Annotated in this window: 24 protein-coding genes; 13 read left to right on the top strand and 11 right to left on the bottom strand. The window is 62.4% G+C overall.

The window, feature by feature from the left end:
* Positions 1-36: 36 nt before the first annotated feature.
* Entirely contained in the window at positions 37-594 is a 558-nt protein-coding gene (locus LPB73_RS28785; RefSeq protein ID WP_089267641.1) for an HNH endonuclease, read from the top strand.
* A gap of 26 nt (positions 595-620) precedes the next feature.
* Here the strand turns inward: LPB73_RS28785 and LPB73_RS28790 are convergent, their stop codons facing one another.
* The 4 genes from LPB73_RS28790 to LPB73_RS28805 are packed head-to-tail and all read right to left on the bottom strand — an operon-like array spanning position 621 to position 4,178.
* Positions 621-1,598, bottom strand: a complete 978-nt coding sequence (locus LPB73_RS28790; protein WP_231079034.1) for a Bug family tripartite tricarboxylate transporter substrate binding protein — start codon at positions 1,596-1,598, stop codon at positions 621-623.
* Positions 1,599-1,656: 58 nt separating this feature from the next.
* Positions 1,657-2,553 carry a polysaccharide deacetylase family protein gene (locus tag LPB73_RS28795; protein ID WP_231079036.1) on the bottom strand — a complete coding sequence of 299 codons (897 nt, stop codon included), beginning with the start codon at positions 2,551-2,553 and terminating at the stop codon, positions 1,657-1,659.
* Between the two features lie 36 nt (positions 2,554-2,589).
* Positions 2,590-3,486: a fumarylacetoacetate hydrolase family protein gene (locus LPB73_RS28800; RefSeq protein WP_231079038.1), complete on the bottom strand. Its 897-nt coding sequence runs from the start codon at positions 3,484-3,486 to the stop codon at positions 2,590-2,592.
* Positions 3,483-4,178: a GntR family transcriptional regulator gene (locus LPB73_RS28805; protein WP_231079040.1), complete on the bottom strand. Its 696-nt coding sequence runs from the start codon at positions 4,176-4,178 to the stop codon at positions 3,483-3,485. Before LPB73_RS28805 ends, LPB73_RS28800 begins: the two co-directional genes overlap by 4 nt.
* Before the next feature lie 219 nt (positions 4,179-4,397).
* On the opposite strand from LPB73_RS28805, the gene LPB73_RS28810 reads away from it, so the two are divergent.
* The gene (locus LPB73_RS28810) at positions 4,398-5,474 is read left to right on the top strand and encodes a phospholipase (RefSeq protein WP_231079042.1); all 1,077 of its coding nucleotides are present in this window, start codon (positions 4,398-4,400) and stop codon (positions 5,472-5,474) included.
* Positions 5,475-5,575: 101 nt separating this feature from the next.
* Positions 5,576-6,547: a S1C family serine protease gene (locus tag LPB73_RS28815; RefSeq protein WP_120287257.1), complete on the top strand. Its 972-nt coding sequence runs from the start codon at positions 5,576-5,578 to the stop codon at positions 6,545-6,547.
* A gap of 86 nt (positions 6,548-6,633) precedes the next feature.
* Here LPB73_RS28815 and LPB73_RS28820 read toward each other — a convergent pair whose 3' ends face one another.
* From LPB73_RS28820 to LPB73_RS28835, 4 genes are all read right to left on the bottom strand, one after another.
* Positions 6,634-7,596 carry a DUF1775 domain-containing protein gene (locus LPB73_RS28820; protein ID WP_231079044.1) on the bottom strand — a complete coding sequence of 321 codons (963 nt, stop codon included), beginning with the start codon at positions 7,594-7,596 and terminating at the stop codon, positions 6,634-6,636.
* Between the two features lie 44 nt (positions 7,597-7,640).
* Positions 7,641-9,857, bottom strand: a complete 2,217-nt coding sequence (locus tag LPB73_RS28825) for a TonB-dependent receptor family protein (protein ID WP_231079046.1) — start codon at positions 9,855-9,857, stop codon at positions 7,641-7,643.
* A 70-nt stretch (positions 9,858-9,927) separates the two neighbouring features.
* Complete coding sequence (locus tag LPB73_RS28830) at positions 9,928-10,311, bottom strand: DUF2946 family protein (RefSeq protein ID WP_231079048.1); 384 nt, start codon at positions 10,309-10,311, stop codon at positions 9,928-9,930.
* A 77-nt stretch (positions 10,312-10,388) separates the two neighbouring features.
* Complete coding sequence (locus LPB73_RS28835) at positions 10,389-11,276, bottom strand: cation diffusion facilitator family transporter (RefSeq protein WP_089267632.1); 888 nt, start codon at positions 11,274-11,276, stop codon at positions 10,389-10,391.
* A 660-nt stretch (positions 11,277-11,936) separates the two neighbouring features.
* Between LPB73_RS28835 and LPB73_RS28840 the strand changes: the two genes are divergently transcribed.
* Together LPB73_RS28840 and LPB73_RS28845 are read left to right on the top strand one after the other, a co-directional pair.
* Entirely contained in the window at positions 11,937-12,521 is a 585-nt protein-coding gene (locus tag LPB73_RS28840) for a L,D-transpeptidase (RefSeq protein WP_231079050.1), read from the top strand.
* 164 nt (positions 12,522-12,685) lie between these two features.
* Positions 12,686-13,744, top strand: coding sequence for a DUF2252 family protein (locus LPB73_RS28845; protein ID WP_231079052.1), 1,059 nt, complete (start codon positions 12,686-12,688; stop codon positions 13,742-13,744).
* Between the two features lie 24 nt (positions 13,745-13,768).
* On the opposite strand, the gene LPB73_RS28850 is transcribed toward LPB73_RS28845, so the two are convergent.
* Positions 13,769-14,509, bottom strand: a complete 741-nt coding sequence (locus LPB73_RS28850; protein ID WP_231079053.1) for an SDR family oxidoreductase — start codon at positions 14,507-14,509, stop codon at positions 13,769-13,771.
* 125 nt (positions 14,510-14,634) lie between these two features.
* Between LPB73_RS28850 and LPB73_RS28855 the strand changes: the two genes are divergently transcribed.
* The 3 genes from LPB73_RS28855 to LPB73_RS28865 all read left to right on the top strand — a co-directional run bounded on the left by LPB73_RS28855 (position 14,635) and on the right by LPB73_RS28865 (position 17,780).
* Entirely contained in the window at positions 14,635-15,540 is a 906-nt protein-coding gene (locus LPB73_RS28855) for a LysR family transcriptional regulator (protein ID WP_231079054.1), read from the top strand.
* The gene (gene gluQRS / locus LPB73_RS28860; protein WP_414716837.1) at positions 15,540-16,427 is read left to right on the top strand and encodes a tRNA glutamyl-Q(34) synthetase GluQRS; all 888 of its coding nucleotides are present in this window, start codon (positions 15,540-15,542) and stop codon (positions 16,425-16,427) included. Before LPB73_RS28855 ends, gluQRS begins: the two co-directional genes overlap by 1 nt.
* Before the next feature lie 90 nt (positions 16,428-16,517).
* Complete coding sequence (locus tag LPB73_RS28865) at positions 16,518-17,780, top strand: ATP-binding protein (protein ID WP_231079056.1); 1,263 nt, start codon at positions 16,518-16,520, stop codon at positions 17,778-17,780.
* Here the strand turns inward: LPB73_RS28865 and LPB73_RS28870 are convergent.
* Positions 17,707-18,567 (bottom strand): YihY/virulence factor BrkB family protein, encoded by an 861-nt coding sequence (locus LPB73_RS28870; RefSeq protein WP_210269064.1) that lies wholly within the window; start codon positions 18,565-18,567, stop codon positions 17,707-17,709. The genes LPB73_RS28865 and LPB73_RS28870 overlap by 74 nt on opposite strands.
* Before the next feature lie 199 nt (positions 18,568-18,766).
* Here LPB73_RS28870 and LPB73_RS28875 point away from each other — a divergent pair, with 199 nt between their 5' ends.
* The 5 genes from LPB73_RS28875 (at position 18,767) to LPB73_RS28895 (ending at position 22,439) form a co-directional block, all read left to right on the top strand.
* The gene (locus LPB73_RS28875; RefSeq protein ID WP_068730376.1) at positions 18,767-18,961 is read left to right on the top strand and encodes a twin transmembrane helix small protein; all 195 of its coding nucleotides are present in this window, start codon (positions 18,767-18,769) and stop codon (positions 18,959-18,961) included.
* 33 nt (positions 18,962-18,994) lie between these two features.
* A complete protein-coding gene (locus tag LPB73_RS28880; protein WP_231079057.1) occupies positions 18,995-19,567 on the top strand; it encodes a cob(I)yrinic acid a,c-diamide adenosyltransferase in 573 nt (190 codons plus the stop codon).
* Positions 19,568-19,705: 138 nt separating this feature from the next.
* Entirely contained in the window at positions 19,706-20,455 is a 750-nt protein-coding gene (locus LPB73_RS28885) for an electron transfer flavoprotein subunit beta/FixA family protein (protein ID WP_120287249.1), read from the top strand.
* Positions 20,455-21,390, top strand: coding sequence for an electron transfer flavoprotein subunit alpha/FixB family protein (locus tag LPB73_RS28890; protein WP_089267623.1), 936 nt, complete (start codon positions 20,455-20,457; stop codon positions 21,388-21,390). Before LPB73_RS28885 ends, LPB73_RS28890 begins: the two co-directional genes overlap by 1 nt.
* Before the next feature lie 167 nt (positions 21,391-21,557).
* Positions 21,558-22,439 (top strand): 3-hydroxybutyryl-CoA dehydrogenase, encoded by an 882-nt coding sequence (locus LPB73_RS28895; RefSeq protein WP_089267834.1) that lies wholly within the window; start codon positions 21,558-21,560, stop codon positions 22,437-22,439.
* A gap of 256 nt (positions 22,440-22,695) precedes the next feature.
* Here LPB73_RS28895 and LPB73_RS28900 read toward each other — a convergent pair whose 3' ends face one another.
* A complete protein-coding gene (locus tag LPB73_RS28900) occupies positions 22,696-23,079 on the bottom strand; it encodes a tautomerase family protein (RefSeq protein WP_231079059.1) in 384 nt (127 codons plus the stop codon).
* Positions 23,080-23,164 lie beyond the last annotated feature (85 nt).

A 23,164-nucleotide genomic window follows, 5' to 3' on the forward strand; every position in this document is an offset into this window, starting at 1 on the left:
TGCTTCGCAGCCATATGTGGGGGTCAGGAGCGTTACTTGAACGCACATGTCTCGCAAGGCGGTTGGCCGGTTCTGGTCCTCAATGCGGACTTCCGGCCGCTGAGTTACTACCCACTGTCGCTGTGGTCGTGGCAAGACGCGATCAAGGCAGTGTTTCTCGACCGTGTGAATATCGTAGAGCACTACGATCACGCGGTGCGGAGTCCTTCGTTCGAATTTCAGCTGCCCAGCGTGGTGTCGCTGAAGTCGTTCGTGAAGCCGACGACGCATCCCGCCTTCACCCGGTTCAACGTTTTCCTGCGCGACCGCTTCTCCTGCCAGTATTGCGGCTCGCATGACGATCTGACCTTCGATCATATCATTCCACGCTCCAAGGGCGGCCAGACCACCTGGGAGAACGTTGTTGCGGCCTGTTCGCCTTGCAATCTGCGCAAGGGCAACATGACCACGCAGCAGGCGCGCATGTTCCCGCGCCAGACGGCGTTCGCGCCGACGGTGCACCAGCTGCATCGCAACGGCCGGCTGTTTCCGCCGAACTATCTGCACGGCAGCTGGTTGGACTATCTCTACTGGGATACGGAACTGGATCCGTAGGGGCGTCGGGCGCTACGCCAAGGTCGCTATTCCTGCTTCAGCTCGAGCTTGCGGATGATATCGCCCCATTTGGTGATCTCTCCGCGCACATAGTCCTGGGAGTCGGTCACCGAGCCGCCAACGGCCGCGAAGCCGATGCGGTCGAATTGTTCGCGAACACTTGCATCTGCAAGCGTCTTGTTCACGTCAGCGTTGAGCTTGTCGATGATTGCCTGCGGCGTCTTGGCCGGGACCAGGAATGCCACCCAGGTTGCATCCTCGTCGTCACTCAGTCCGAGCTCGCGCGCGGTCGGGACATCCGGAAGCGATGGCATACGCTCACGGCTTGTCACGGCCAGCGCCTTGACCTGTTTGCCCTTCACCAGCTCCATCGCCGCGGGCAAGGCGACACTGGCCAGAAGCGTGTGACCGCCCATCACGGCATTTAGCGCGGGACCTGCCCCCGTGAATGGCGCATGCACGATGTTGGCCTTGGCGTTGAGCTTGAATATTTTTTCGGCCGACAGATGCGGCGTGGTGCCGACACCAGCCGTGCCATAGGTGAAGTTTTCCTTGGCGGCAGAGGCGATCACCTCGCGCAGGGTCGATGCTGTGAGATTCGGCGCGCCGACGATCAGATTGGGCGTGGTCGCCGCGACCACCACGGTCTTGAATTCATCCGGCGAATAGCCGGCCTTTGCCGACAGGCTCGGATTGACGGCGAATGCGCTTGTTGTCACCAGCACGGTATAGCCATTGGCTTCGGCCCTTGCAGCCGCGGCAGCCGCGATATTGCCACCGGCACCACCGCGATTCTCGATCACGACGGGTTCGCGCCACAGGTCGTTCAGTTTCTGTCCGACAATGCGCGCGATGATATCGGCTGGGCCGCCCGGCGCGAAAGCGACGAGCAGGCGCACCGGCTGCGCCGGGTAGGGCTGCTGGGCGACGGCGGGACCGATCGCCGTCAGCAGCGCTGCGGTGATGACGACCGCGCTGGATGCGCGCTTGAAGACGTGCGTCATGATATTCCTCCTCGATGTTTTTTTCGGGAGGCTTTTGCGCCTCCTCAACAGGTGTGGTTCAGAACACCTCGTCCTTGAACCACCGGCCCTGCGCCAGCGCGTATTCGGCAATCTCCATACGCGTGCCGATCCAGACATCGTCGCGCTTGCGCGCCAGCTTGATCATGGCGTCGTAAACCCACGCGCCTGCCGGCCGACCGAACACATGGGTATGCGCGGTGACATCGAGCATGAACGGTGCCGCGTCGGCTTGGCTTGCATTGTCGAGGATGGCGCGGAACTGGTCGATCAGCGTCGCCGGCGCATTGCCGTAGCGGATGCTGTGCGGCAGATCGTTCACGTCCATCGTCAGCGGAATGCCGACGATGCGTTGCTCCGGCGCATCTTTCTGCATGATAATCGAGGGCAGGTCGTCGTCATTGCAGTCGCCGAACCAGACATAGCCTTCCTCAGCGAGCAGCTTTGGCGAAATCAGGCTTCCGGTGCCACGTGGGCTGATCCATCCTTTCGGACGTTCGCCGGTGACGGCGGCGATGAGGTCACCGGTGCGGCGGATATTGGCGCGCTCACCGGCCTCGTCGAAATAGACCGGGATGACATCCATGCCATAGGAATGCGCCACGATCTCGTGACCAGCGGCATGAAGCTCCTTCAGCACGGTCGGGTGGGTTTCGGCGAGCACGCCGTTGACCATGATGCTGGTCTTCACATCGTTTGCGGCAGCGATGCGCGTGAGGCGCTGGATGCCGCGTACGGCACCGTAGCTTGCCCAGGAATGTGCGTTGGTATCGAAAAAGCCGGGCTGCAACACGTTGCCCATCGGCCCGATGCCCGGCGCCTTGCCAGGCGACCAGGCTTCGTAGGCCAGGTTGAAGACGATGCCGATGCGTGCACCATTCGGCCAGCGAAAGTTCGACGTCGCGCGCTGCACGCGAAGTGTCCGGGAATCACTCATGTTGTTGTCCTTGTTTTTGGCGAGTGCGGTGCCGTGTCAGGCCACGATGCTGTTGGACAGGATGCCGATGCCTTCGATCTCGGCCGTGACGCGATCCCCCTTGAGCAGGAAGCGCGGCGGCGTCATCGCATAGCCGACCCCGGACGGAGTTCCGGTGGCGATCACGTCTCCGGGCTCCAGCGTGAGACCGCGCGTCAGATGTTCGATGATGGCTGGAATATCGAAGATCATGCGGCTGGTGCGGCTGTCCTGACGTACCTCGCCATTGACCGTGCTGAAGATTCTGATGTCGGCAACATTCGGCAGGGCGGACGCATGGACCACAACCGGCCCGAACGGGCAGGAGCGATCGAGGCCCTTGCCTTTGAACCACTGGCCGTAACGGCGTTGCATGTCGCGGCCGGTGATATCGTTGATGATCGAATAGCCGAACACATGATCGAAGGCGTTCTGTGCGGAAATGTTGCTGCCGGGCTTGCCGATGATGACGGCGAGCTCGACCTCGTAATCGAGCTGTTCGGTGACATTGGCATGCTGCGGAATGGTTTCACCTGAAGCGATCACGGCGGTCGGCGGTTTGGTGAAGAATTCCGGCACGCTCGGCAGCGGCGCGGGCGCCTTGCCCTGCGCGCGCATGCCTTCGTCGATATGATCCTTGTAATTGCGGCCGACGCAGAAAACGTTCTTTTTCGGCCGCGGGATCGGTGCCATCAGCGTCAGCGATGCCAGCGCAACAAGGTGCGCGGCATTCGCGGTGGATGCGAGACCACGCACGATGGCGAGCCCCGCTTCGCCGGCTTCGGCGAGATCGCCGACATGGCGCGGCGCGGAGGCCTGGCCATCCGGCCACGCCTTCGTCAGATCGAGAACATTGTCATCGATCACGAGGCCCAGATGCGATCCGTCTGCGGCTGCAAAAGTGAGGAAGATCATGGTGTGGTCTCATTCTGTCCGGGGAGGTCAAATTCTTTCAACGACGCCGCTGCCTGGTCGCGCAGCAAACGGACATGCCGTCGTGCGAGCATTTCCGCGCGGTCGGGATCGCGCTGTGCGATCGCGTCGATGATGTCGTGGTGCTCATGAAACGATTGCGAGCCGCGATTGAGACGCTCGATGAAGCGCAGTCCCGCCATTTTCAGATGGCCGAATGAGTCCCATGTTTTGCCGAGCAGGGCGTTGCCGCTCTCTTTGATCATCAGCGCATGAAAGGCGGTGTTGGCAGCGGCATATTCGGCGGGGCGTGCCAGCGCGCTGGCTTCATCGAAATCGGCGAACACGGCCCGCAGGCGAGGCGCGACATCATTCGCACCGTTGAGGGCCACTTCGCGTGCTGCCAGACCTTCCAGCATTTCTCGGATCGACAGCCATTCGAGATATTCCGGCAGCGATGTCGGCATCAGCCGTGCGCCGCGGCGCGGGCGAAACGTGATCAGTCCTTCCTGTTCGAGCCTGCGCATGGCCTCACGTACGGGAGTCCGGCTGACCCCGAGCTCAGCTGCAAGCTCCTCTTCGCGAAGCCGCAAGGGAGCCGTGAGGCCGGCTGCGCGCACCCCCAGCCGAACTTTCAGGGCCGTATAGACTTCGTCTCTCAGATAGGGCCTGGCGGCGATCGGGTTGATGCTCATGAATTTTGTATATGTATACAAAATCGAGAAGTCTATGGTATTTCAATGTTTCGGCGCAGCGATTGTACCGGATGTGAGTGATTTGGATGATCTGTAACTGGGACTGACAGATCTTTCGCCGGGCGCGGAGATGGCCGCTTTGCCGTCGTATCAGTATGGTCTCTGGCTTCTCGCTCGGTCCTGGGTTGATGGGGCCAAACGATCTGCCCGGAGCTTCCGATGAGCGACATAGTCGTCGACGATATCGTTGTTCTGCTGCCGCCCTTGCTGCAGTCGCTCGAGGCGCTGCAATTTGTTGTGCGCAATCTGCATCCGCCGACTTTCGGTGCCGTTATGGAAGCGGTGGGCGAGCCCGATCAGGCGCTCAAGGCGGTGCGCGCAGAGCTCAACGCGTGGCCGGACGATTTCACCGATCTGCGGGCACATCTCGATGCGGCGAGTGACGCGGCGCTGACAGCCTTTACCGGCCTGCGCGCCGCCCAGCAGCCCGGCGGCGATCTGCCGACGGTGTTTCGTGCATTGCGCCACGCCACGCGCGCGCAGGAATCGCTCTATGCCACGGTGGCGCGGCTGCCGCCGGTGAGTACGTTCTTTCTTCCGCCTGACATGCGCGAGAACACGGCACTGCTTGAACGACTGGCATTGCCTTCGGCAGAAAACACCGGCGTCATTCATGATGGTGAGCCCGGACGTCGCGGCGGTTTCTCGATGTATGTGCCGGAAACCTACACGCCGGATCGTGCCTGGCCGCTGGTGATGGCGCTGCATGGCGGGAGCGGCAACGGCCGGGCTTTCTTGTGGAGCTGGCTCGCCGATGCGCGCAGCTCTGGCGCGATCCTCATCGCGCCGACGGCGATCGGCAGCACCTGGGCGCTGATGGGCGACGATGCCGATACGCCGAATCTTTCGCGCATTCTCGATCTGGTGCAGTCGCGCTGGCATATCGATCCCGCGCAATTGCTGCTGACCGGCATGAGCGATGGCGGCACCTTCTGCTATGTCAGCGGCCTCCGCGCCGAGTCGCCCTTCACCCATCTGGCGCCGGTGGCCTCGACCTTCCATCCGCTGATGGCGCAATTCGCCGATGCAGATCGCCTGCGCGGCCTGCCGATCCATCTCGTTCATGGCCGTCTCGACTGGATGTTTCCGGTGCAGACCGCGCGCGAGGCACAGCAGGCGCTCACGATCGCCGGCGCCGACGTCACCTATCGCGAGATCGACGATCTCAGCCACTGCTATCCGCGCGAGGTCAATGCGGTGCTACTGGCGTGGCTCGCACAACGTCCCGGTGCGTAACCAAACGCCGCAGGGTCGCTAAGTTCACAGGCTGGACTTCCACGTCCGCGATCGGTTCTTATATGGCGGGGGCTACCCATCCCGGACAAAGGAGATTTTGCATGCCTTCACTGACCGAGTGGAAAGTGCCCCCGGGTGTGCAGCCGCGTGCTGAGGATTACGGATTCGACCTCGAGCAGGCGCTGGAGGCGGTGGTTGGGCTGCATTGCATCATCCCGGAAGATGCTTTCACGGCAGATACGCTCGGCACCGAGCGCGCCGGCAATGGCGTGCTGATCGGTGACGGTCTCATTCTCACCATCGGCTATCTCATCACCGAGGCCGAAACGATCTGGGTGCATCTCGGCGACGGCCGTGTGGTGCAGGGCACGGCGCTGGGCGTCGATCAGGAAAGCGGTTTCGGACTCGTGCAGGCACTCGGCGAAATCGACATCGCGCCGCTGCCGCTCGGTGAGTCGGCGAGCGCGAAGATCGGCGATCGCGTTGTGGTCGGCGGCGTCGGCGGACGCACGCGGTCCGTGGCCGGCAAGATCGCCGCGACACAGGAATTCGCCGGCTATTGGGAATACCTGCTCGACGACGCGATTTTCACGCATCCGGCGCATCCGAACTGGGGCGGTGCCGCCCTGATCAACGCCAAGGGCGAGTTGATCGGCATCGGCTCGCTGCAGATCGAGCGCGAGCATGGCGGCAAGAACGAACATCTCAACATGGTCGTGCCGATCGACCTGCTGAAGCCGGTCCTCGACGATCTCAAGACCTATGGTCGTGCCAACAAGCCGCCGCGGCCGTGGCTCGGGCTGTATGCCGCCGAGGTCGAGGACAAGGTCGTCGTGGTCGGGATCGCCAGGAAGGGCCCCGCGGCCCGGGCCGAGCTCAAGACCGGCGACGTGATTCTTGCCGTCAACGGTGAGGAGGTATCCGATTCCGTCGAATTCTATCGCGCACTCTGGGCGCTAGGTCCGGCCGGTGTCGATGTGCCGCTGACGCTCTATCGCGGTGGCGATACATTCGATGTCGAGTTGGTATCCACGGACCGCTCCAAGATGCTGAAAGCTCCCCGGCTGCATTAACGCCAGGATACACGCGACGTAATTGCGGCTTTGTCGTAGACATCAGGCGCACCGCAACATGTGCGGTGCGCAGTATCTCGACGTGATCAGTGCGCGTGTCCGCCGCCGGCCGGTGCCGAGGCGCCGACGGCGTTGACGTCGAGTTCGATGTCCACCTTGCCGGCCTTCTCGAACTGCAGCTGTGCCTTCACCTTGTCGCCCTTGGCGAACGGCTTGGCGAGATCCATCAGCATCAGGTGAAAGCCGCCAGGCTCGAGCTTCACGGTGGCGCCGGGCTTGATCTCGAGTCCGTCATTGAGTGGGCGCATCTTCATCACGCCATCGGTCACGCTCATCTCATGCACCTCGATGCGGCTGCCGCCGGTGAATGTGCCACCGAGCAGCTTGTCGCTGGTCTTGCCGTTGTTGGTGATGGTGAGATAGCCGCCGGCGACCTTGGCCGCGGGCGGTGTGGCACGCGTCCAGGGGGTCATGATCATCAGGTCGCCCGCATGAACCATGCCGGCCATCTGCGCCATTGCATCATGTGGTGATGCCGCGGCAAGGCGTACGATCGGCGCCGGCGATTTCAGGCTGTGCGGATCCTGCCCCGCAGCCGGGATTTGCGCCCAGTCTTCCGTACCCTGCTCGCAGCTCTGCAGCGTCGGCAGATACAGCGGTGCATCGGCCTTCAATGCGGCGGGCAGATAGGCCGAGAACACGAACTCGTCATAGAAGTCGTTGTCGAGCTTGCCGGTCCAGGTAATTTCCTTCACGCCTTCTGACGCCTTCATGCCATGCATGAAATCGTAGGACTGCGCATAGGCGCCTTTCTTCACGGCGATGGTCCAGCCTGGCTTCGGCATTGGCTTCACCGCGATCATCCCTTCCGGAATCTGCACGGTGATCTTCGTCGTTGGCGAGGCACCGCAGCCATGCGGTACGGCGAGCACTGCGCGATAGGAGCCGCCGACCGTAGCCGGACCGCTCTGCACGAAGACATGGGCATAAGCAGGCGATGCCACTGCGCCCAGCGCAGTGAGAAGCAACAGCATGGAGCGGTTGGTCATGGAACGTCCTTTCGTGGATTGAAGCATAGCGGAATTCATCATCTTCACCACCTCGCCTTGACGCCGGCATAGATAGCGCGGCCGGTGCCGGGTTCGAACAGCGGCGATGTCGCCGTGGCCTGATTGAGAATGCTGGCGGAGGCGATGTAGCGGGTATCGAGCACGTTGCGTGCTTCGATGTAGCCCGAATATGTGCCGCCATTGTCGACGCCGGCTTTCAAGCCGAGCAGCGCATAGGGCTCGGTCTTCAGCGTATTGGCACTGTCGACATAATAGGCTTCCGGCACCCATTCGACATTGGGGCCGAGATAGAAGCCGTTGGCGTGTTTGTAGAGCAGTTCCGCACGTAGATAATGACGGGGCGCACCCGGCAACTGATTGTTACCGAAAGTCGCGTCATTGTCGAAGCGGAAGTCGTTGAACGTATAGGCCATGTTGAGCCAGAGTTTGTCTGGCAGCGGCCCTGCATCGAACATGCCCTTGAAGAGCGCGATGCCGAGACCGGCCTCGATGCCCTGATGGATGGTGCGATCCGCATTCGATACGTTGCAGCTGCCGTTGGAACTGTAGATGCACTGCAGCTCGTCCCTGATTTCCGCCCGATAGCCGGTTAATTCCCAAGTCAGGTCTGGACGCCGACCGCGGGTGCCGATCTCATAGGTCGTCGCGCGCTGCGGCCGGATGCTGGTGAAGGGGATGATCGGATTGCTCGCGCCCGAACTGTCCCTGCCAGACACGCTCTCGCCGAAGCTCGGCACTTCGGCGCTGCGCGAGACATTGGCATAGGCCTGCCATGTCGGATCGATGTTCCAGAGCAATCCGCCCTTCGGGCTCCACAGGTTGAATTCGGTAGAGCCCGATCCGTCGACCCCATTAGGCTTCAAACGATCCTGTCTGTCGCGCGTCGCATAAAGGAATTGCGTGCCACCAATGACAGCGACAGTTGGCAGGAAATAGAACGAATTCTCAGCGTAGACCGAGGTGTTCTTCGATCGATCGATGGACGAGAATGTCAGCGCGCCCTTCTGGCCCGCGACATTGACATACTGGTTATTGTCGATCCGGCCGTTGATGACATTCACGCCGGCGACAAACACGTTGCGATAGCCGCCGATATTGCGGTCGTCGGTGACCTTCGCGAAGCCACCATAGTCTTGATAGCTGTAGTCCAGATACTGGAAGATCGGATGCATCAGGTGCCGGTCGACGCCGAAGACGCCGAAGTCGATGGTGGTATTGTCGAGCCGGATGGTCGTCTTATTGGCAAGACGCACGGTGTCGATGTTGCGCTGCTGGTCGCCGGTGAGATTGCCTGCTGCTGCGGTGGTCGGCGAATTCAGCGCGCTGTCTTTGCTGACCGAGCCGGGAATGCGCTGCCGCACGCTGTTGGCATTGAGATAGAAGCGGGTCTCGAAGTCCGGCGAGAACTGGTAGCCGACATTGCCGCTGACGCGTGTTGCCTCGCCGTAGCTGTGATCGCGGAAGCCATCGGCGGATTGCGTCGAGGCCGTGATGAAACCGTCCCACGGACCATTGGCGCCGCCGGTGTTGGCCTGCAGGCGACGGAAGCCGAAGGCGCCCATGTCAACCGACGCGCCGTTCGGAAAAGGATCGCGGCCGGTGGGCGTCACGAAATTAATCGCGCCGCCGAGCGAATTGGCGCCGAAGCGCAACGCGTTGCCGCCCTTGAACACCTCGACATATTTATAGGCGGTCGGGTCGATCTCCTGGAAATCGCCATAGCCATCGGCGGTGTTGATCGGGATGCCGTCCATATAGAGCTGCACGCCGCGCAGATGGAAATTGCGCGACAGGCTCGATCCGCGGATCGACAGCCGGGTGTCGTCGCCCCATTTCGGCTGCGCGAACACGCCCGGCACATAATCGAGCACGTCCTTGATGGTGTTCGACGGCGTCGACGTTCGCCACGCATCCGCCGTCACCAGCGCGACGCCGCCGGGCGTCTGCTGGATCTCGCGGAGTGCCTGCTGCGCGGTGAGCACCGTGAGCGCGCCCGGCACGCTCGGCGCTTGCGCGCTCGCGGGCGACGGGGTCGCCGCAGGGGTGGTGCGGGCCGTGCGGGCGCTTGGCGCGGCGTTGCGTGGCTTGCGCGCGGCAGTGGCGCGCTGCTGTGCGGGCGCATCGACGGTGACCGCCGGAAGCGATGTCGAGGAGGCCGATTGGGCCGACACCGCACCTGGAACGAGCGCGGCCGCGGATGCGAGCAGGACGCTGCGCAGCCGCATGGAAACGGATAGCATGGGGAAAACTCCACCGGGATTGAACTGAGCAACGCGCGCGCTGATGCGCGGCGTCTGACGGCGTGGAACGTCAGCTCAGGCGCGGTGGCGCGCGGGCCCGGTGGTCGGAGGTTGCGGCGATCGCGACGATGCGATCATCGAGGGCAGCCACGGGAGCGATCGCGATGGCGATGCGCGAGACGAGGAAAGTCGCGGAGGCCGGCGGGGCGCCGGGCGCATGGGTGCCGACGCAGATCGGGCAATGCACCGCAGGAGCGCCTGATGTCTTGCCGGTGTCGTCAGGGGAGGCGGCAAGGTCGGGATGGGTGAGGCAGAGCTCGAAGCCTGCGGCCTGCGCGGTCGGCGAGATCGCGGCGAGCAACAGGCTGGACAGCACGACATTGAGCACAAGCGCGTAGGCAGCGGCCAAAGATGCCACGGCCCCAAACCAGCGTTTGCGCGAAACATGTGTCACGGGAACGATCCTCGCCTCTCGATTAACACGGGGGCGGAACCTGTCAAAGCCGTTCGTGGAGCGAAGTTATCCGAAATCTAGAGAACGACGATGCCGGAATGCTTGGCCTTGTCGTCGGGTTCGACATGGATGGTGATCAGCGCTTCGCCGATCTCCTGGCGGATCGCGGTCTCGAGCTTGTCGCAAATGTCGTGCGCGGCGCTCACGGTGGTCGATCCTGCCACCACCAGATGGAAATCGATAAAGGTCATGCTGCCGGCGCGGCGGGTGCGCAGGTCATGCGCCTCGATCGCGCCGTCGGCATGGGCCGATATGGTCTGCTTGATACTCGCGAGCATGGCTGGCGGAATTGCCTCGTCCATCAACCCGCTGAGCGATTCCTTCATCAGGCCCCAGCCGGCCCACAGGATGTTGAGCGCGACGAGCGCCGCAAGGATGGGATCGAGAATGGCGATGCCCGACAGTGCCGCCACTCCGACGCCGCCGAGAACGCCGATTGAAGAATACACGTCGGACAGCAAATGGCGGCCGTCTGCTGCGAGGGCAGGCGAGCGGTGAATGCGACCTTGCCTGATCAGCACCCATGCCCAACCTGCATTGATGATGCTCGCCGCTGCGTTGACGAGCAGCCCGAGCCAGGGCGCTTCGACGAGGCGGGGCGTCAGATAGCTTTGATAGGCTTCGCGCAGGATCAGGATCGCGGCGAGCACGATCAACACGCCTTCGAGCACGGCCGAGAAATATTCAGCCTTGTGGTGCCCGTAGGGATGATCGTCGTCTGCCGGTTTCGCGCTCAGCGTGGTTGCGAGCAAGACGACGATCGCCGTCACGACATTGACGATACTTTCAATCGCATCGGACAGCAGTGCGACGCTGCCGGTCAGATGATAGGCGGCGTATTTCATACCGAGGACCAGCAGGCCAACGGCAATGCTGCCTTGCGCAAGACTGCGAACGCTTGTCATCTGAAAATCTCGTTGGGGTAACGCGAAGTCTCACGCGGCTGTGTGCTCTAATATGCCGATCACAACGATGCAAGCCGTGAAATCCAGCTGCAAGTGCTTCGCATTATAAGGCGCGTGTACTTCGTCGAGCACGTCGTCCTCCCAATGGACATGATATCGATCTCGTCATGCGCGTGGCGCTTATAGCGGTCGTCCGCGCATTGATAGTTGCGGGACGACATCGTGCTGAATCGTGTCGTCATGGCGCGGTCCTCAATGTTGTCGGCCTCAGGCCTCAACAGGGCCGGTGAGACCCATGGTGGAGCGCGTCGGCCCGCATGGGCGGCCATGGCTGCTGCGGTTCCGTGGGAAAGCCCGTGCTGCGCGCTCGCCGACCCTCAAAGGCGATTGATCAACCTGAGGTTATTCGTGAGCCTGCGCGGCTGTGGCGCGATCACCACAGCGACGCGCAAAGTGCAGCACAGAGCTGTTCCATGAGCGAAATGACACGCTGTTGAGCCTGATTTGATCGCTCAGCCCTGTATGAGGTGCGGGTCGTCCGGATTGGGCGCGTTGCAGCAAGGGTTGGGAATGACAGGTTTTGGTGGATCACGCGGGCTGCGCCTTCTGGCGCTTTTGATGTTGCCCGCTGTGCTGGCAGGATGTGCAAGCAGCGGGGGGATGATGTCGTCCACCGGCTTTGGCGGTCCGTCCGCCAGCTATGCCGAGTTGAATGACGGCGGGCACACGCTCCCGGCCATCGACGTCTCCGGAATCGATTCGGCGATGCTGCGTCAGCGCGTCGCCTACCGCACCAAGGAGCCCGCAGGCACCATCGTGGTCGATACGGCCGCACGGCATCTCTATCTCGTGGAAGGCGACGGCAAGGCGATGCGCTATGGCATCGGCGTCGGCAAGGCCGGCCTCGCTTTCGCCGGCGCTGCGGTGATCAAGCGCAAGGCCGAGTGGCCGCACTGGAGCCCGACGGAAAACATGATGAACCGCGAACCCGCGCGCTACCGCAAGATGGCGGGCGGCATGGAGGGCGGTATCGATAATCCGCTCGGGCCGCGCGCGATGTATCTCTACCAGGGCGACCGCGACACCATGTTCCGCATTCACGGCACCACCGAGCCCGAGACCATCGGCCATGCCGTCTCAAGCGGCTGCATCCGACTGATGAACCAGGATGTCGTCGATCTCTATAACCGCGTGAAGATCGGCAGTCGCGTCGTCGTGATCCAGGGTGGCCGCGCCGAGTCCTGAGACGCATCTTCGACCGAGAATTCAAAACGCCGGGTGTCTCTGATACCCGGCGTTTTGCGTTCGGCGCTGCGAATTTTGCCGTAGCCGGTTTCGTTGCACCGTCTTATGGTGCATCCTGAATTCAATACATCTTTTGATTGTTTTTGAGCGACCGCGAGGCCCAGATGTCTTTTCGCGAAGATAATAGCGCGTATGAGGGTTGGCTGCGTGGCCAGTGCGACGTCGTGGAAAAGGACCTCAGGCTCAAACACAGGCTGATGCGGGAGGATTCCTTCGTCTTTTTGCGTGGCACGTATTTTCGGTGGGCAAGGAAGATCGAAGAACTCTGCCCGACTTTATGTGACGCGCCGCATGTCCTCTGCGTCGGGGACGTGCATCTCGAGAATTACGGGACCTGGCGCGATGCCGAAGGGCGTCTCGTATGGGGCATCAACGATTTCGATGAGGCGGCGAAGATGCCGTATCTGTTCGATCTCGTTCGTCTTACGACCAGCGCGCTGCTTGCGCCGGGCATGAGGCTTGGGAGAGCGGCAATCTCGCGTGCCATTCTCGCCGGCTACCGCAAGGGTCTGGCCGATCCCCATCCGGCACTACTGGATCAACGCGAATTCTGGATGCGGCCCTATGCCGTTTGCGCGCGCAAGAAGCCGGCGAAGTTCTGGAACGAGGTGAAGAAGTATCCGACCGCCAAGCCGCCTGCAAAGGTCGTCCGGGCACTGAAAAAGTCGCTGAAGGGCGCAACGATCGAGAGATTTGGCAGCCGTGTCGCGGGCACCGGCGGCCTCGGCCGGCCACGATACGTGGCCGTCGCCACTGCGGAAGGGGGTTTCTGCCTGAGGGAGGCAAAGGCGCTCGTTCCTTCGGCATGGCTGTGGGCACATGGTAGCAAGTCGAGCATTTCGCATCTTCACGCCCTGGCGTTTGGACGCTATCGCGCGCCGGATCCGTTTCTGACCATTGACGGCAAGTTCGTGATCCGCCGGCTGGCGCCGGATTCCCGCAAGATTGAACTCGGCAAGAGTCCGGGCGCCGAGCTGGCCAAACTGACCACGCAGCTATTGAACGCGATGGGGCAGGATCTCGCTGCCATTCACGTCGCGAGCAAGATCGGCGCAAAAGCGCTGCGCGCCGATCTCAGGAAGCGGCCTCCGGGGTGGCTGGGCATGGCGGCCAAGACCATGTCGGATCTGGTGGAAAGCGACTACCGCGCTTGGAAAAAGTAATGAGCCGCGGCAGTCGCTCCGATCTCACACAAGCCCGCCATTGGCGCGCAGCACCTGGGCGTTGATCCAGCCGCCTTCAGGGCCGACCAGGAAAGCAACGGCATTGGCGATGTCTTCGGGGGTGCCGAGACGCTCCATTGGTGTCGCCTTGGCGAAACGCTCGATCAGTTCCGGTGACTTGCCATCGAGGAACAGGTCGGTTGCGGTCGGGCCGGGTGCAATGGCGTTCACAGTAATCGAGCGGCCACGCATCTCTTTGGCCATGATGCCCGTCATGGTTTCGACCGCAGCTTTGGTGGCGGCATAGATGCCGTAGCTCTCGAGCTTGGTGCCAACCACGCCCGTGGAGAAGTTCACGACCCTGCCCCCGTCGCGCAGCCGCTTCGCCGCCTCGCGCATGGTGTTGAACGTGCCTTTCAGATTGACCGCGATCTGCTGGTCGAACGATGCGTCGTCGGCGTCGGCGAATTTCGCGAGCTTCATGATGCCGGCATTATTGATCAGCACGTCGATGCCGCCAAAGGCGGTCTCCGCTGCATCGAACATCCCGCGCACAGCGGCGGGATCGCTGACATCGGCCTTGGCGGTAAGCGCGCGGCCACCCGCGGCTTCGATCTTTTGTGCGACGGCCTCGGCCAGCGCGGCATTGCCGGAGTAATTGACGATGACCGTGAAGCCATCACGGCCCAGTCGCTCGGCAATGGCTGCGCCGATGCCGCGGGATGCGCCCGTCACGATGGCTACCTTGCTGGATTGGTTGGTCATTTCGCTTCTCCTCGATAAGACGGCCGACTGGCAGCGCCGTTCTGATGACAGAAACTTAGGCCATTCCATTTTCCGGATAATGATGCATTATCTGGCATCACAATCCGGATTTAGCGAACAAAACGATGGACCGTTTCGAGACGATGCGGGTGTTCACCCGGGTGGTGGAGCGGCGCAGTTTTACGGCTGCTGCGGCGGATCTCGGCCTCCCGCGGTCGACCGTGACCGATGCCGTCAAGCAGATCGAGGCGCGGCTCGGTGTGCGGCTGCTCGAGCGCACCACGCGGCTGGTGCGGCCGACGCTGGACGGCGAGGCCTATCACCAGCGCTGCCTGACGCTGATTGCCGATCTCGAAGACGCCGAAAGCGCGTTCTGCGGCGCCAAGCCGAAAGGGCCGTTGCGGGTGGATATGAATGGCACGCTGGCGCGCAATTTCGTGCTGCCGCATCTGCCGGACTTTCTCGCCGAATATCCTGATATCCAACTCTATCTCAGCGAGGGCGACCGGCTGGTCGACCTAATCCGCGAGGGCATCGACTGCGTGGTGCGTGTCGGCGAACTCCGCGACAGCGATATGGTGGCGCGCCGGTTGACGATGATGGATGAAGTCACCTGCGCCGCGCCGTCCTATCTCGCGCGCATGGGCATGCCGATGTCGATCGATGCGCTCGAAGGCCATCGGATGGTCGGCTATCACTCTTCGGCGACGGGCGCGGTGCTACCGCTGGAATTTCAGGACAGCGGCGCGCTGCGTCTTGTCTCCTTGCGGGTGGCGATCACGGTGAACAGCGCGGAAAATTACGTGGCCATGGCGAAACTCGGCTTCGGCCTGGTGCAGGTGCCGCACTATCGGATCAAGGGCGAACTCGCCGATGGCACGCTGGTCGAGGTGCTGCCGCAACATCCGCCGACGCCGTCGCCCGTGTCGCTGCTCTATCCGCGCAATCGCCAGCTCTCGCCGCGGGTGCGTGTGTTCATGGACTGGCTGACGCGTGCTTTCGCGCGCGACCTGATCCAGGCAAACCTGTGATGGCCCCTGTTTTTCGCTTCGCGCCCAGCCCCAACGGCTATCTGCATCTCGGCCACGCCGCTTCGGCGCTGCTGAATTTCGATCTGGCGCGCGAGGCCGGTGGCCGGTTGCTGCTGCGGATCGAGGATATCGATGCCACGCGCTGCCGGCCGGAATTCGAGGCGGCGATCTATGAGGATCTCGCCTGGCTCGGCATCGCCTGGGAGATGCCGGTACGGCGACAGTCGCAGCATTTCGCCGACTACCGCGCCGCGACCGAGCGGCTCGCCGCCATGGGACTGCTCTATCCGAGCTTCGAGAGCCGCGGTGAGATCGCGCGCATGATCGCGGCCGAAGAAGCGAAAGGCTCATGGCCGCGCGATCCCGATGGTGCGCCTCTCTATCCAGGCATTGCCAGATCGCTGTCGCCGCAGGCTGTCGCCGAACTCAAACGGGCAGATGCCCCGATGGCGCTGCGGCTCGATATGGCCAGAGCCATTGTGGCCAGTGGTTCGCTCGCATGGACCGAGCAGGGCGCGGGTCCGGGCGGCGAGACGGGCACCGTCACCGCGCAATCGGAGGCTTGGGGTGATGTCATCCTCGCCCGCAAGGAAACGCCGACCAGCTATCATCTCTCGGTCGTCATCGACGATGCGTTGCAGGGCGTGACCCATGTGGTGCGCGGCGAGGATCTGTTCTGGTCGACCAGCGTGCACCGGTTGCTGCAGCAACTGCTCGGCCTGCCGCAGCCGGTCTATCGGCATCATTTGCTCGTGCGCGATGGCACCGGCGCAAAACTGTCGAAATCGACCGGCTCCACCAGCCTGCGGGAGTTGCGGGCCGGGGGCACTACACCAGCGGATATCCGCCGCATGGTCGGGCTACCTGACCCGTCTGCCGCAAGTTAGCCGCAAGAAATTCGCAAGCCGGACCAGGCCCGCGGCGTGACTCCGCGCGCCCCGCCGTGGCATGGTGCCGCCGGGACAGGTGGGCAACATATGGCGCTGACATCGCGCTCTCCGCGCAAGATGCGGACGCGCACCAAGCAAACGCTGAAAAAGCGCGTGGCAAAGAAGCGTGCGGCGAAGAAGCCTGCATCGAAGCCGCGCGCGAAGCGCAGCTCCCCGCGCGCCGATACGATGGTGGAAACCGCGCTGGCAGTGTTTGCCCATGAGGTGCGCACGCCGCTGACCGGTATTCTTGCGGTCAGCGATCTGCTGGCCACCTCCGATCTCGACGAGCGTGAGCGGCGCTGGGTCGAGACGATCAAGGCTGGCGCCGAACATCTGGCGGGTCTCGCGACGCTGTTCGTCGATGCGGCGCGCAGCAATAAATCCAGGTTCGAACTGCGGCAGGATTTCTTCGATCTGCGCGCGCTTGCCCGCAACATCGGCGACTCGCTCGCGGGCCGCGCGGCTGCCAAGGGACTGCTGTCGCGGGTCGCGATCTCCGACAGACTGCCGGTGTTCGTGGTCGGCGATCCCGTGCGGCTGCGCGCGGCGCTGGAAAATCTGATCGACAATGCGGTGAAATTTACCGAACAGGGCAATGTGGCGCTGAAGGTCTCGCCCGTGCGTATGGCCGGCAAGGTCGGCGTATCCTTCACCGTCTCCGATAGCGGCATCGGGCTCACGCTCGCCGAGATCAAGCGGCTGTTCAAACCGTTCTCGCAGGCCAATGTGTCGATCGCATCGCGTTTTGGCGGTGCCGGCCTCGGCCTGTCGTCGGTGAAGCAACTCGCGCGCGCGATGGGTGGCGATATCACTGTGGCGCAGAGCCGCGGTGGTGGGACGGTGTTCACGCTGACGGTCGGCCTCGACAAGACGAGTGGTCCGATCGCCATCATGTCGAGCGCCGATGATGCTTCTGTTGCGCCGGGAGACGCGCTGCGGGTGCTGAGCGTCGAGGACAATCCGTTTGGTCGCGTCGTGCTCAATGCCATTCTCACCGAACTCGGTCATCAGGCCGAGTTCATCGGTCGTGGCGAAGCAGCTGCGGAGCGCGTTGCGCAGGGCACGTTCGATGCGGTGCTCATGGACATGGTGCTGCCGGGTATCGATGGCGTCGAGGCGATCCGGCAGATTCGTGCGCTGAGGGCGCCGCATGGCCACGTCGCGATCATTGGCGTCTCCGGTCGCAGTGAAGACGAAGCCGCGTCGCGTCAGGCGGGCGCCGACGCGTTTCTGATCAAACCGGTGTCTCCGCGGGCGCTAGCGACTGCGCTGCTTGAAGCGAGACGCCGTGGGGCAGCCGCGACTTGATGATGGCGGCATTGAGTTCGCCGCCGAATACGAAGATCGCCGCAATGAAATACAGAAACACCAGCGCGATGATCACCGATGCCAGGCCTGCATACATGGTGACATAGTTGTTGGCGAAGCGGGCCAGATAAAGACCGAAGCCGATACCCGAGGCCAGCGACGCCAGCATCGTGAAGATGATGCCCGGCAGGATCTGACTGAAGGTGCGGCGGCCTGCCGGCAGCCACACATGCAGGATGAATAATGCGATCACCATGGCGACGATGGTGATGCCATAACGCGCCACCGTCAGCAGTCGCTCGTTGTTCTCCACCATCAGCGGGACATAGCGCCTCACGATTTCCAGCATCAGCGGGCCGAGCACGATCAGGAACGCCATGGCGAGCGCGGTGACGGCAGCGACCAGCGTGTAGCCGATTGACTCCAGCCGCAGCCAGTACCAGCGCCGCAGCTCGATCACCGAGTATGCGCGGTTCAGGGCAACGCGCAGGCTCTCCACGCCGTTGGAGGCGAAATACACTGCGAGCACGAGACCGATGGTCAGCGCATCACCGCGGGTGGTGGTCAGCACGTCGTGGATCTGCGAGGACAGGGCGCCGGCCACCTGATCGGGCCAGACCTCCAGCAGCAGGCCGACGGCCTGATCGGCGAGATTCTTGGAGCCGAAAAAGCCGGCCAGCGAGGCCAGCACGATCAGGAACGGAAACAGCGCCATCAGGGTGGAGAGGGCGATATGGCTGGCGATCGCCCAGCCGTCATCGGCAAGAAACGTATAGAAGGCGTCCATCACAACATCGTAGACGGTGCGTATCTGCCCCACGTGCCACCTGGTCCGGGATCGGCCCGGCAAATCACCGGCCCTCATGTTAGCTTCTGATATCTAACGCGAAAAAGCCAGATCGTTGCGTTGCGGCGCGCGCGTAACCGCTGTGCCATTTTGACGACTGACGATAGCGCAGCCCGTGACGCAGTGTTATGTAGCCGATATGACATCAACGCTCAGCAACATTATCCTCCCCATCGCGGTCGGCGCCGTTGCGCTGGTCCTGCTGCTTGGCCTGTTCAACATGATGCGCGGCGGCTCGCCGGATCGCTCGCAGAAGCTGATGCGGTGGCGCGTGGTGCTACAATTCGTCGCCATTATCCTCACCATGGCCACCGTCTGGGCGATGGGTCGCTGACGCAAATTCCTTAACTGGCGCTGGATCAATTCGATGGTCGTTCTCAACCGCATCTACACCCGCACCGGCGATGACGGCACGACGGCCCTCGGCACCGGCGAACGTCGGCCGAAATACGATCTCCGCGTCAGCGCCTATGGAACCGTGGATGAGACCAATGCCGCGATCGGCGTGGTACGACTGCATCTCGCCCATACGCGGTCCCTAGATGCGATGCTCGGGCTGATCCAGAACGATCTGTTCGATCTCGGGGCCGATCTCGCGGTTCCGCAGCGCGAGGGCAAGGCCGAGCGGCTGCGCCTGCTGGCGAGTCAGGTCGAGCGGTTGGAGAACGATATTGACATGCTCAACGCGCCGCTGGCCGATCTGACCTCGTTTGTTTTGCCTGGCGGAACTCCAGCCGCCGCTCACCTTCATGTAGCCCGCACGATCTGCCGCCGTGCGGAACGGATCATGGTGGAACTCGCCGCCCAGCCCGATGAACCGGTCTCGGATGCTGGTATCCAGTATATGAACCGGCTGTCGGACTTTCTGTTCGTCGCCAGCCGCTCGCAGAACGACAATGGCGCCGGCGATGTGCTCTGGGTGCCCGGCCAGAACCGGTAATTTCGGCTAAATCGGCTGGCCTAGAGACATTCGATTTTAGGGTCTGGCGCGTTGACCCCGTGTGGCAGGGGCTTTAGGTTCCGCGCCCAAGCTTCCGAGCAAGCTCTGAAACAATAAAACTCACACGAAAGAGGATCGATGAAGGTTCTGGTCGCGGTCAAACGGGTGGTCGATTACAACGTCAAGGTTCGCGTCAAGAGCGACGGATCGGGCGTCGAACTGTCCAACGTCAAGATGTCGATGAATCCGTTCGACGAAATCGCTGTCGAGGAAGCCCTGCGCCTGAAAGAGGCCGGCAAGGCAACCGAGGTGGTCGTGGTCTCGATCGGTCCCGCACAGGCGTCCGAAACCCTCCGCACCGGCCTCGCGATGGGCGCCGACCGTGGCATCCTCGTCAAGGTTGAAGGCACCGTCGAGCCGCTCGCCGTGGCGAAGATCCTCAAGGCTGTCGCCGATGAGGAAAAGCCCGGCCTGGTGATCCTCGGCAAGCAGGCGATCGACGACGACGCCAACCAGACCGGCCAGATGTTGGCCGCGCTGCTCGGCTGGCCGCAGGCGACCTTCGCCAACAAGCTCGTCATCGAGGGCGACGACGTCACCGTGACCCGTGAAGTCGATGGCGGTCTGCAGACCGTCAAGCTCAAGGGACCGGCCATCGTCACGACCGACCTTCGTCTGAACGAGCCGCGCTACGCATCGCTGCCGAACATCATGAAGGCGAAGAAGAAGCCGATCGACGAGAAGACCGCCGATGGTTACGGCGTCGATATTTCTCCGCGTCTTGAGATCATCAAGACCAGCGAACCGGGCGGCCGCAAGGCCGGCGTCAAGGTCAAGGACGTCGCCGAACTGGTATCGAAACTCAAGACTGAAGCCGGGGTGCTCTAATGCCGACATTGCTGCTTGCCGATCACGACAACGCCACCCTGAAGGATTCCACCAACAAGGCGCTCACCGCTGCCACCCAGATCGGCGGCGAGGTGCACATCCTCGTTGCCGGCCAGAATGCGAAGCCGGCCGCGGAAGCTGCCGCCAAGCTGCAGGGCGTCACCAAGGTACTGCTCGCCGACGACGCCTCTTATGCCCACGATCTTGCCGAGCCGCTGGCCGCGCTGATCGTGTCGCTGGCGCCCGCCTATGACGTGCTGATCGCCGCTGCGACCACGCGCTCGAAGAATGTGATGCCGCGGGTCGCCGCTCTGCTCGACGTGATGCAGGTGTCGGAAATCACCAAGGTGATTGCGCCCGACACCTATGAGCGTCCGATCTATGCCGGTAACGCGATCCAGACCGTAAAGTCCAAGGACGCCAAGAAGGTCATTACCGTGCGTACCTCGACCTTCGGTGCAGCCGGTGAAGGCGGCAGCGCGGCGGTGGAAGACGCCAAGACGGCCGAGAATCCGGGTTTGTCGACCTTCGTCGGCGAGGACATGGCCAAGAGCGATCGTCCGGAACTGACCTCGGCGAAGATCATCGTGTCCGGTGGCCGTGCCATGCAGAGCCGCGAGAACTTCGCCAAATACATCGAGCCGCTCGCCGACAAGCTCGGCGCCGGTGTCGGCGCCTCGCGCGCCGCGGTGGATGCCGGTTATGCCCCGAACGACTGGCAGGTCGGCCAGACCGGCAAGGTCGTGGCTCCGGAGCTGTATATCGCCATCGGCATTTCCGGCGCGATCCAGCATCTCGCCGGTATGAAGGACTCCAAGGTGATCGTCGCGATCAACAAGGACGAAGACGCGCCGATCTTCCAGGTCGCCGATTACGGCCTGGTCGCCGACCTCTACCAGGCCGTGCCGGAGCTGACCGAAGCACTCGGCAAGTAGAGGCCCGGCAGGCAAGGATTTGGCAAATAAGGCCTTGCTGAATTAGGGCTTTGCGCCTCAATTAACGACATCGGCCGGAGTGACTGACTCCGGCCGATATTTTATGTAAAGATAGCTTTCCGAACGCGGCATGCGCGGGCGGCGTGTTCCCAGAGATGACAAGCAAGATGGCGGTTATGATCAAGAAAGTCGGCGTGATCGGCTCGGGCCAGATGGGCAATGGCATTGCGCATGTGGCTGCATTGGGCGGCCTCGAAGTTGTGCTGAACGATGTCTCTGCCGACCGCCTGAAGTCTGCCATGGCGACGATCAACGGCAACCTGTCGCGTCAGGTGTCGAAGAAGGTCATCACCGAGGATGCACGCAAGGCCGCGCTGGATCGCATCACCTCGTCGGACACGATGGACGGCCTTGCCGATTGCGATCTCGTGATCGAATCCGCCGTCGAGAAGGAAGAGATCAAGCGCAAGATCTTCCACGATCTCTGCGCCGTGCTGAAGCCGGAGGCAATCATCGCCTCCAACACATCGTCGATCTCGATCACGCGCCTCGCCGCGTCGACCGACCGTCCCGAGAAATTCATCGGCATTCACTTCATGAATCCGGTGCCGTTGATGGAGCTGGTCGAACTGATCCGCGGCATTGCCACCGATGACGCGACCTTCGATGCGTCCAAGGACTTCGTCACGAGGCTCGGCAAGCAGATCGCCGTCTCGGAAGATTTCCCGGCCTTCATCGTCAATCGTATTCTGTTGCCGATGATCAACGAGGCGATCTACACGCTGTATGAAGGCGTCGGCAATGTCGAAGCCATCGATGCGGCGATGAAGCTCGGTGCGCATCACCCGATGGGGCCGCTCGAACTCGCCGATTTCATCGGCCTCGATACGTGTCTGTCGATCATGCAGGTGCTGCATGAAGGCCTTGCCGACTCCAAGTATCGGCCGTGCCCGCTGCTGGTGAAATATGTCGAAGCCGGCTGGCTCGGTCGCAAGACCCAGCGCGGTTTCTACGACTATCGCGGCGAGAAGCCGATCCCGACGCGCTAAGTTTCGCGCGCCGTCCGTTAGAGTAAGACTTCGTCATGGCCGGGCTTGTCCCGGCCATCCACGTTTTTGTGGCCAGCAAAATAAGACGCGGATGCCCGCGACATCCAGCGAAGCCGCGCCTCGCGCGGGCATGACGGAGTGCCTGGTTAGATGAGAGCCCGCATCAAGCTCACCGTCGCCGGCACTAGACTGACAATCGTCGCTATGCCCATGCCGACTCCGCACAGATGCGCCATCAATGTCTCGCGCTGCGTAATCATGTCACGTACTGCGCCACGCCGTTGCCGAACGACCAGTTCTCGGGCAGCACTTCGACGAGGTTGATGAAGACGTCTTCGGGCCGCAGGCCCGGTCTGTCAGTCAACTTTTCGACGATCCGTTTGTAGAGCGCCTGCTTCTGCTCACGCGGACGAGTGTTACTCACCGTCAACTGGATGATGACCAGATCATCGGTCCGGCGAATGCCGAGATAATTCGGATCATAGATGAAAGTGCCATCCTCGTGCTCCGAGATGGTGACGAAACGGTCGCCCTCCGGGACGTTGAAGGTCTCGCGCAGCGCCTGATAGACGCCTTCGGCGATCGCCTCCCGATAGGCGGCGGGCTTGCCCTTCTTCAGTGAAATGCGAACCAGCGGCATGGTGGTCTCCTGTCGTTCAAATCCGATGCAGCAAACCTAATCCCATATTGATCATTGGAAAATCGTATGAAATAGTATTTCAATG

The sequence above is a fragment of the Tardiphaga sp. 37S4 genome, from assembly GCF_021044645.1.
In the GTDB taxonomy this organism is placed as follows: Bacteria; Pseudomonadota; Alphaproteobacteria; order Rhizobiales; family Xanthobacteraceae; genus Tardiphaga; species Tardiphaga robiniae.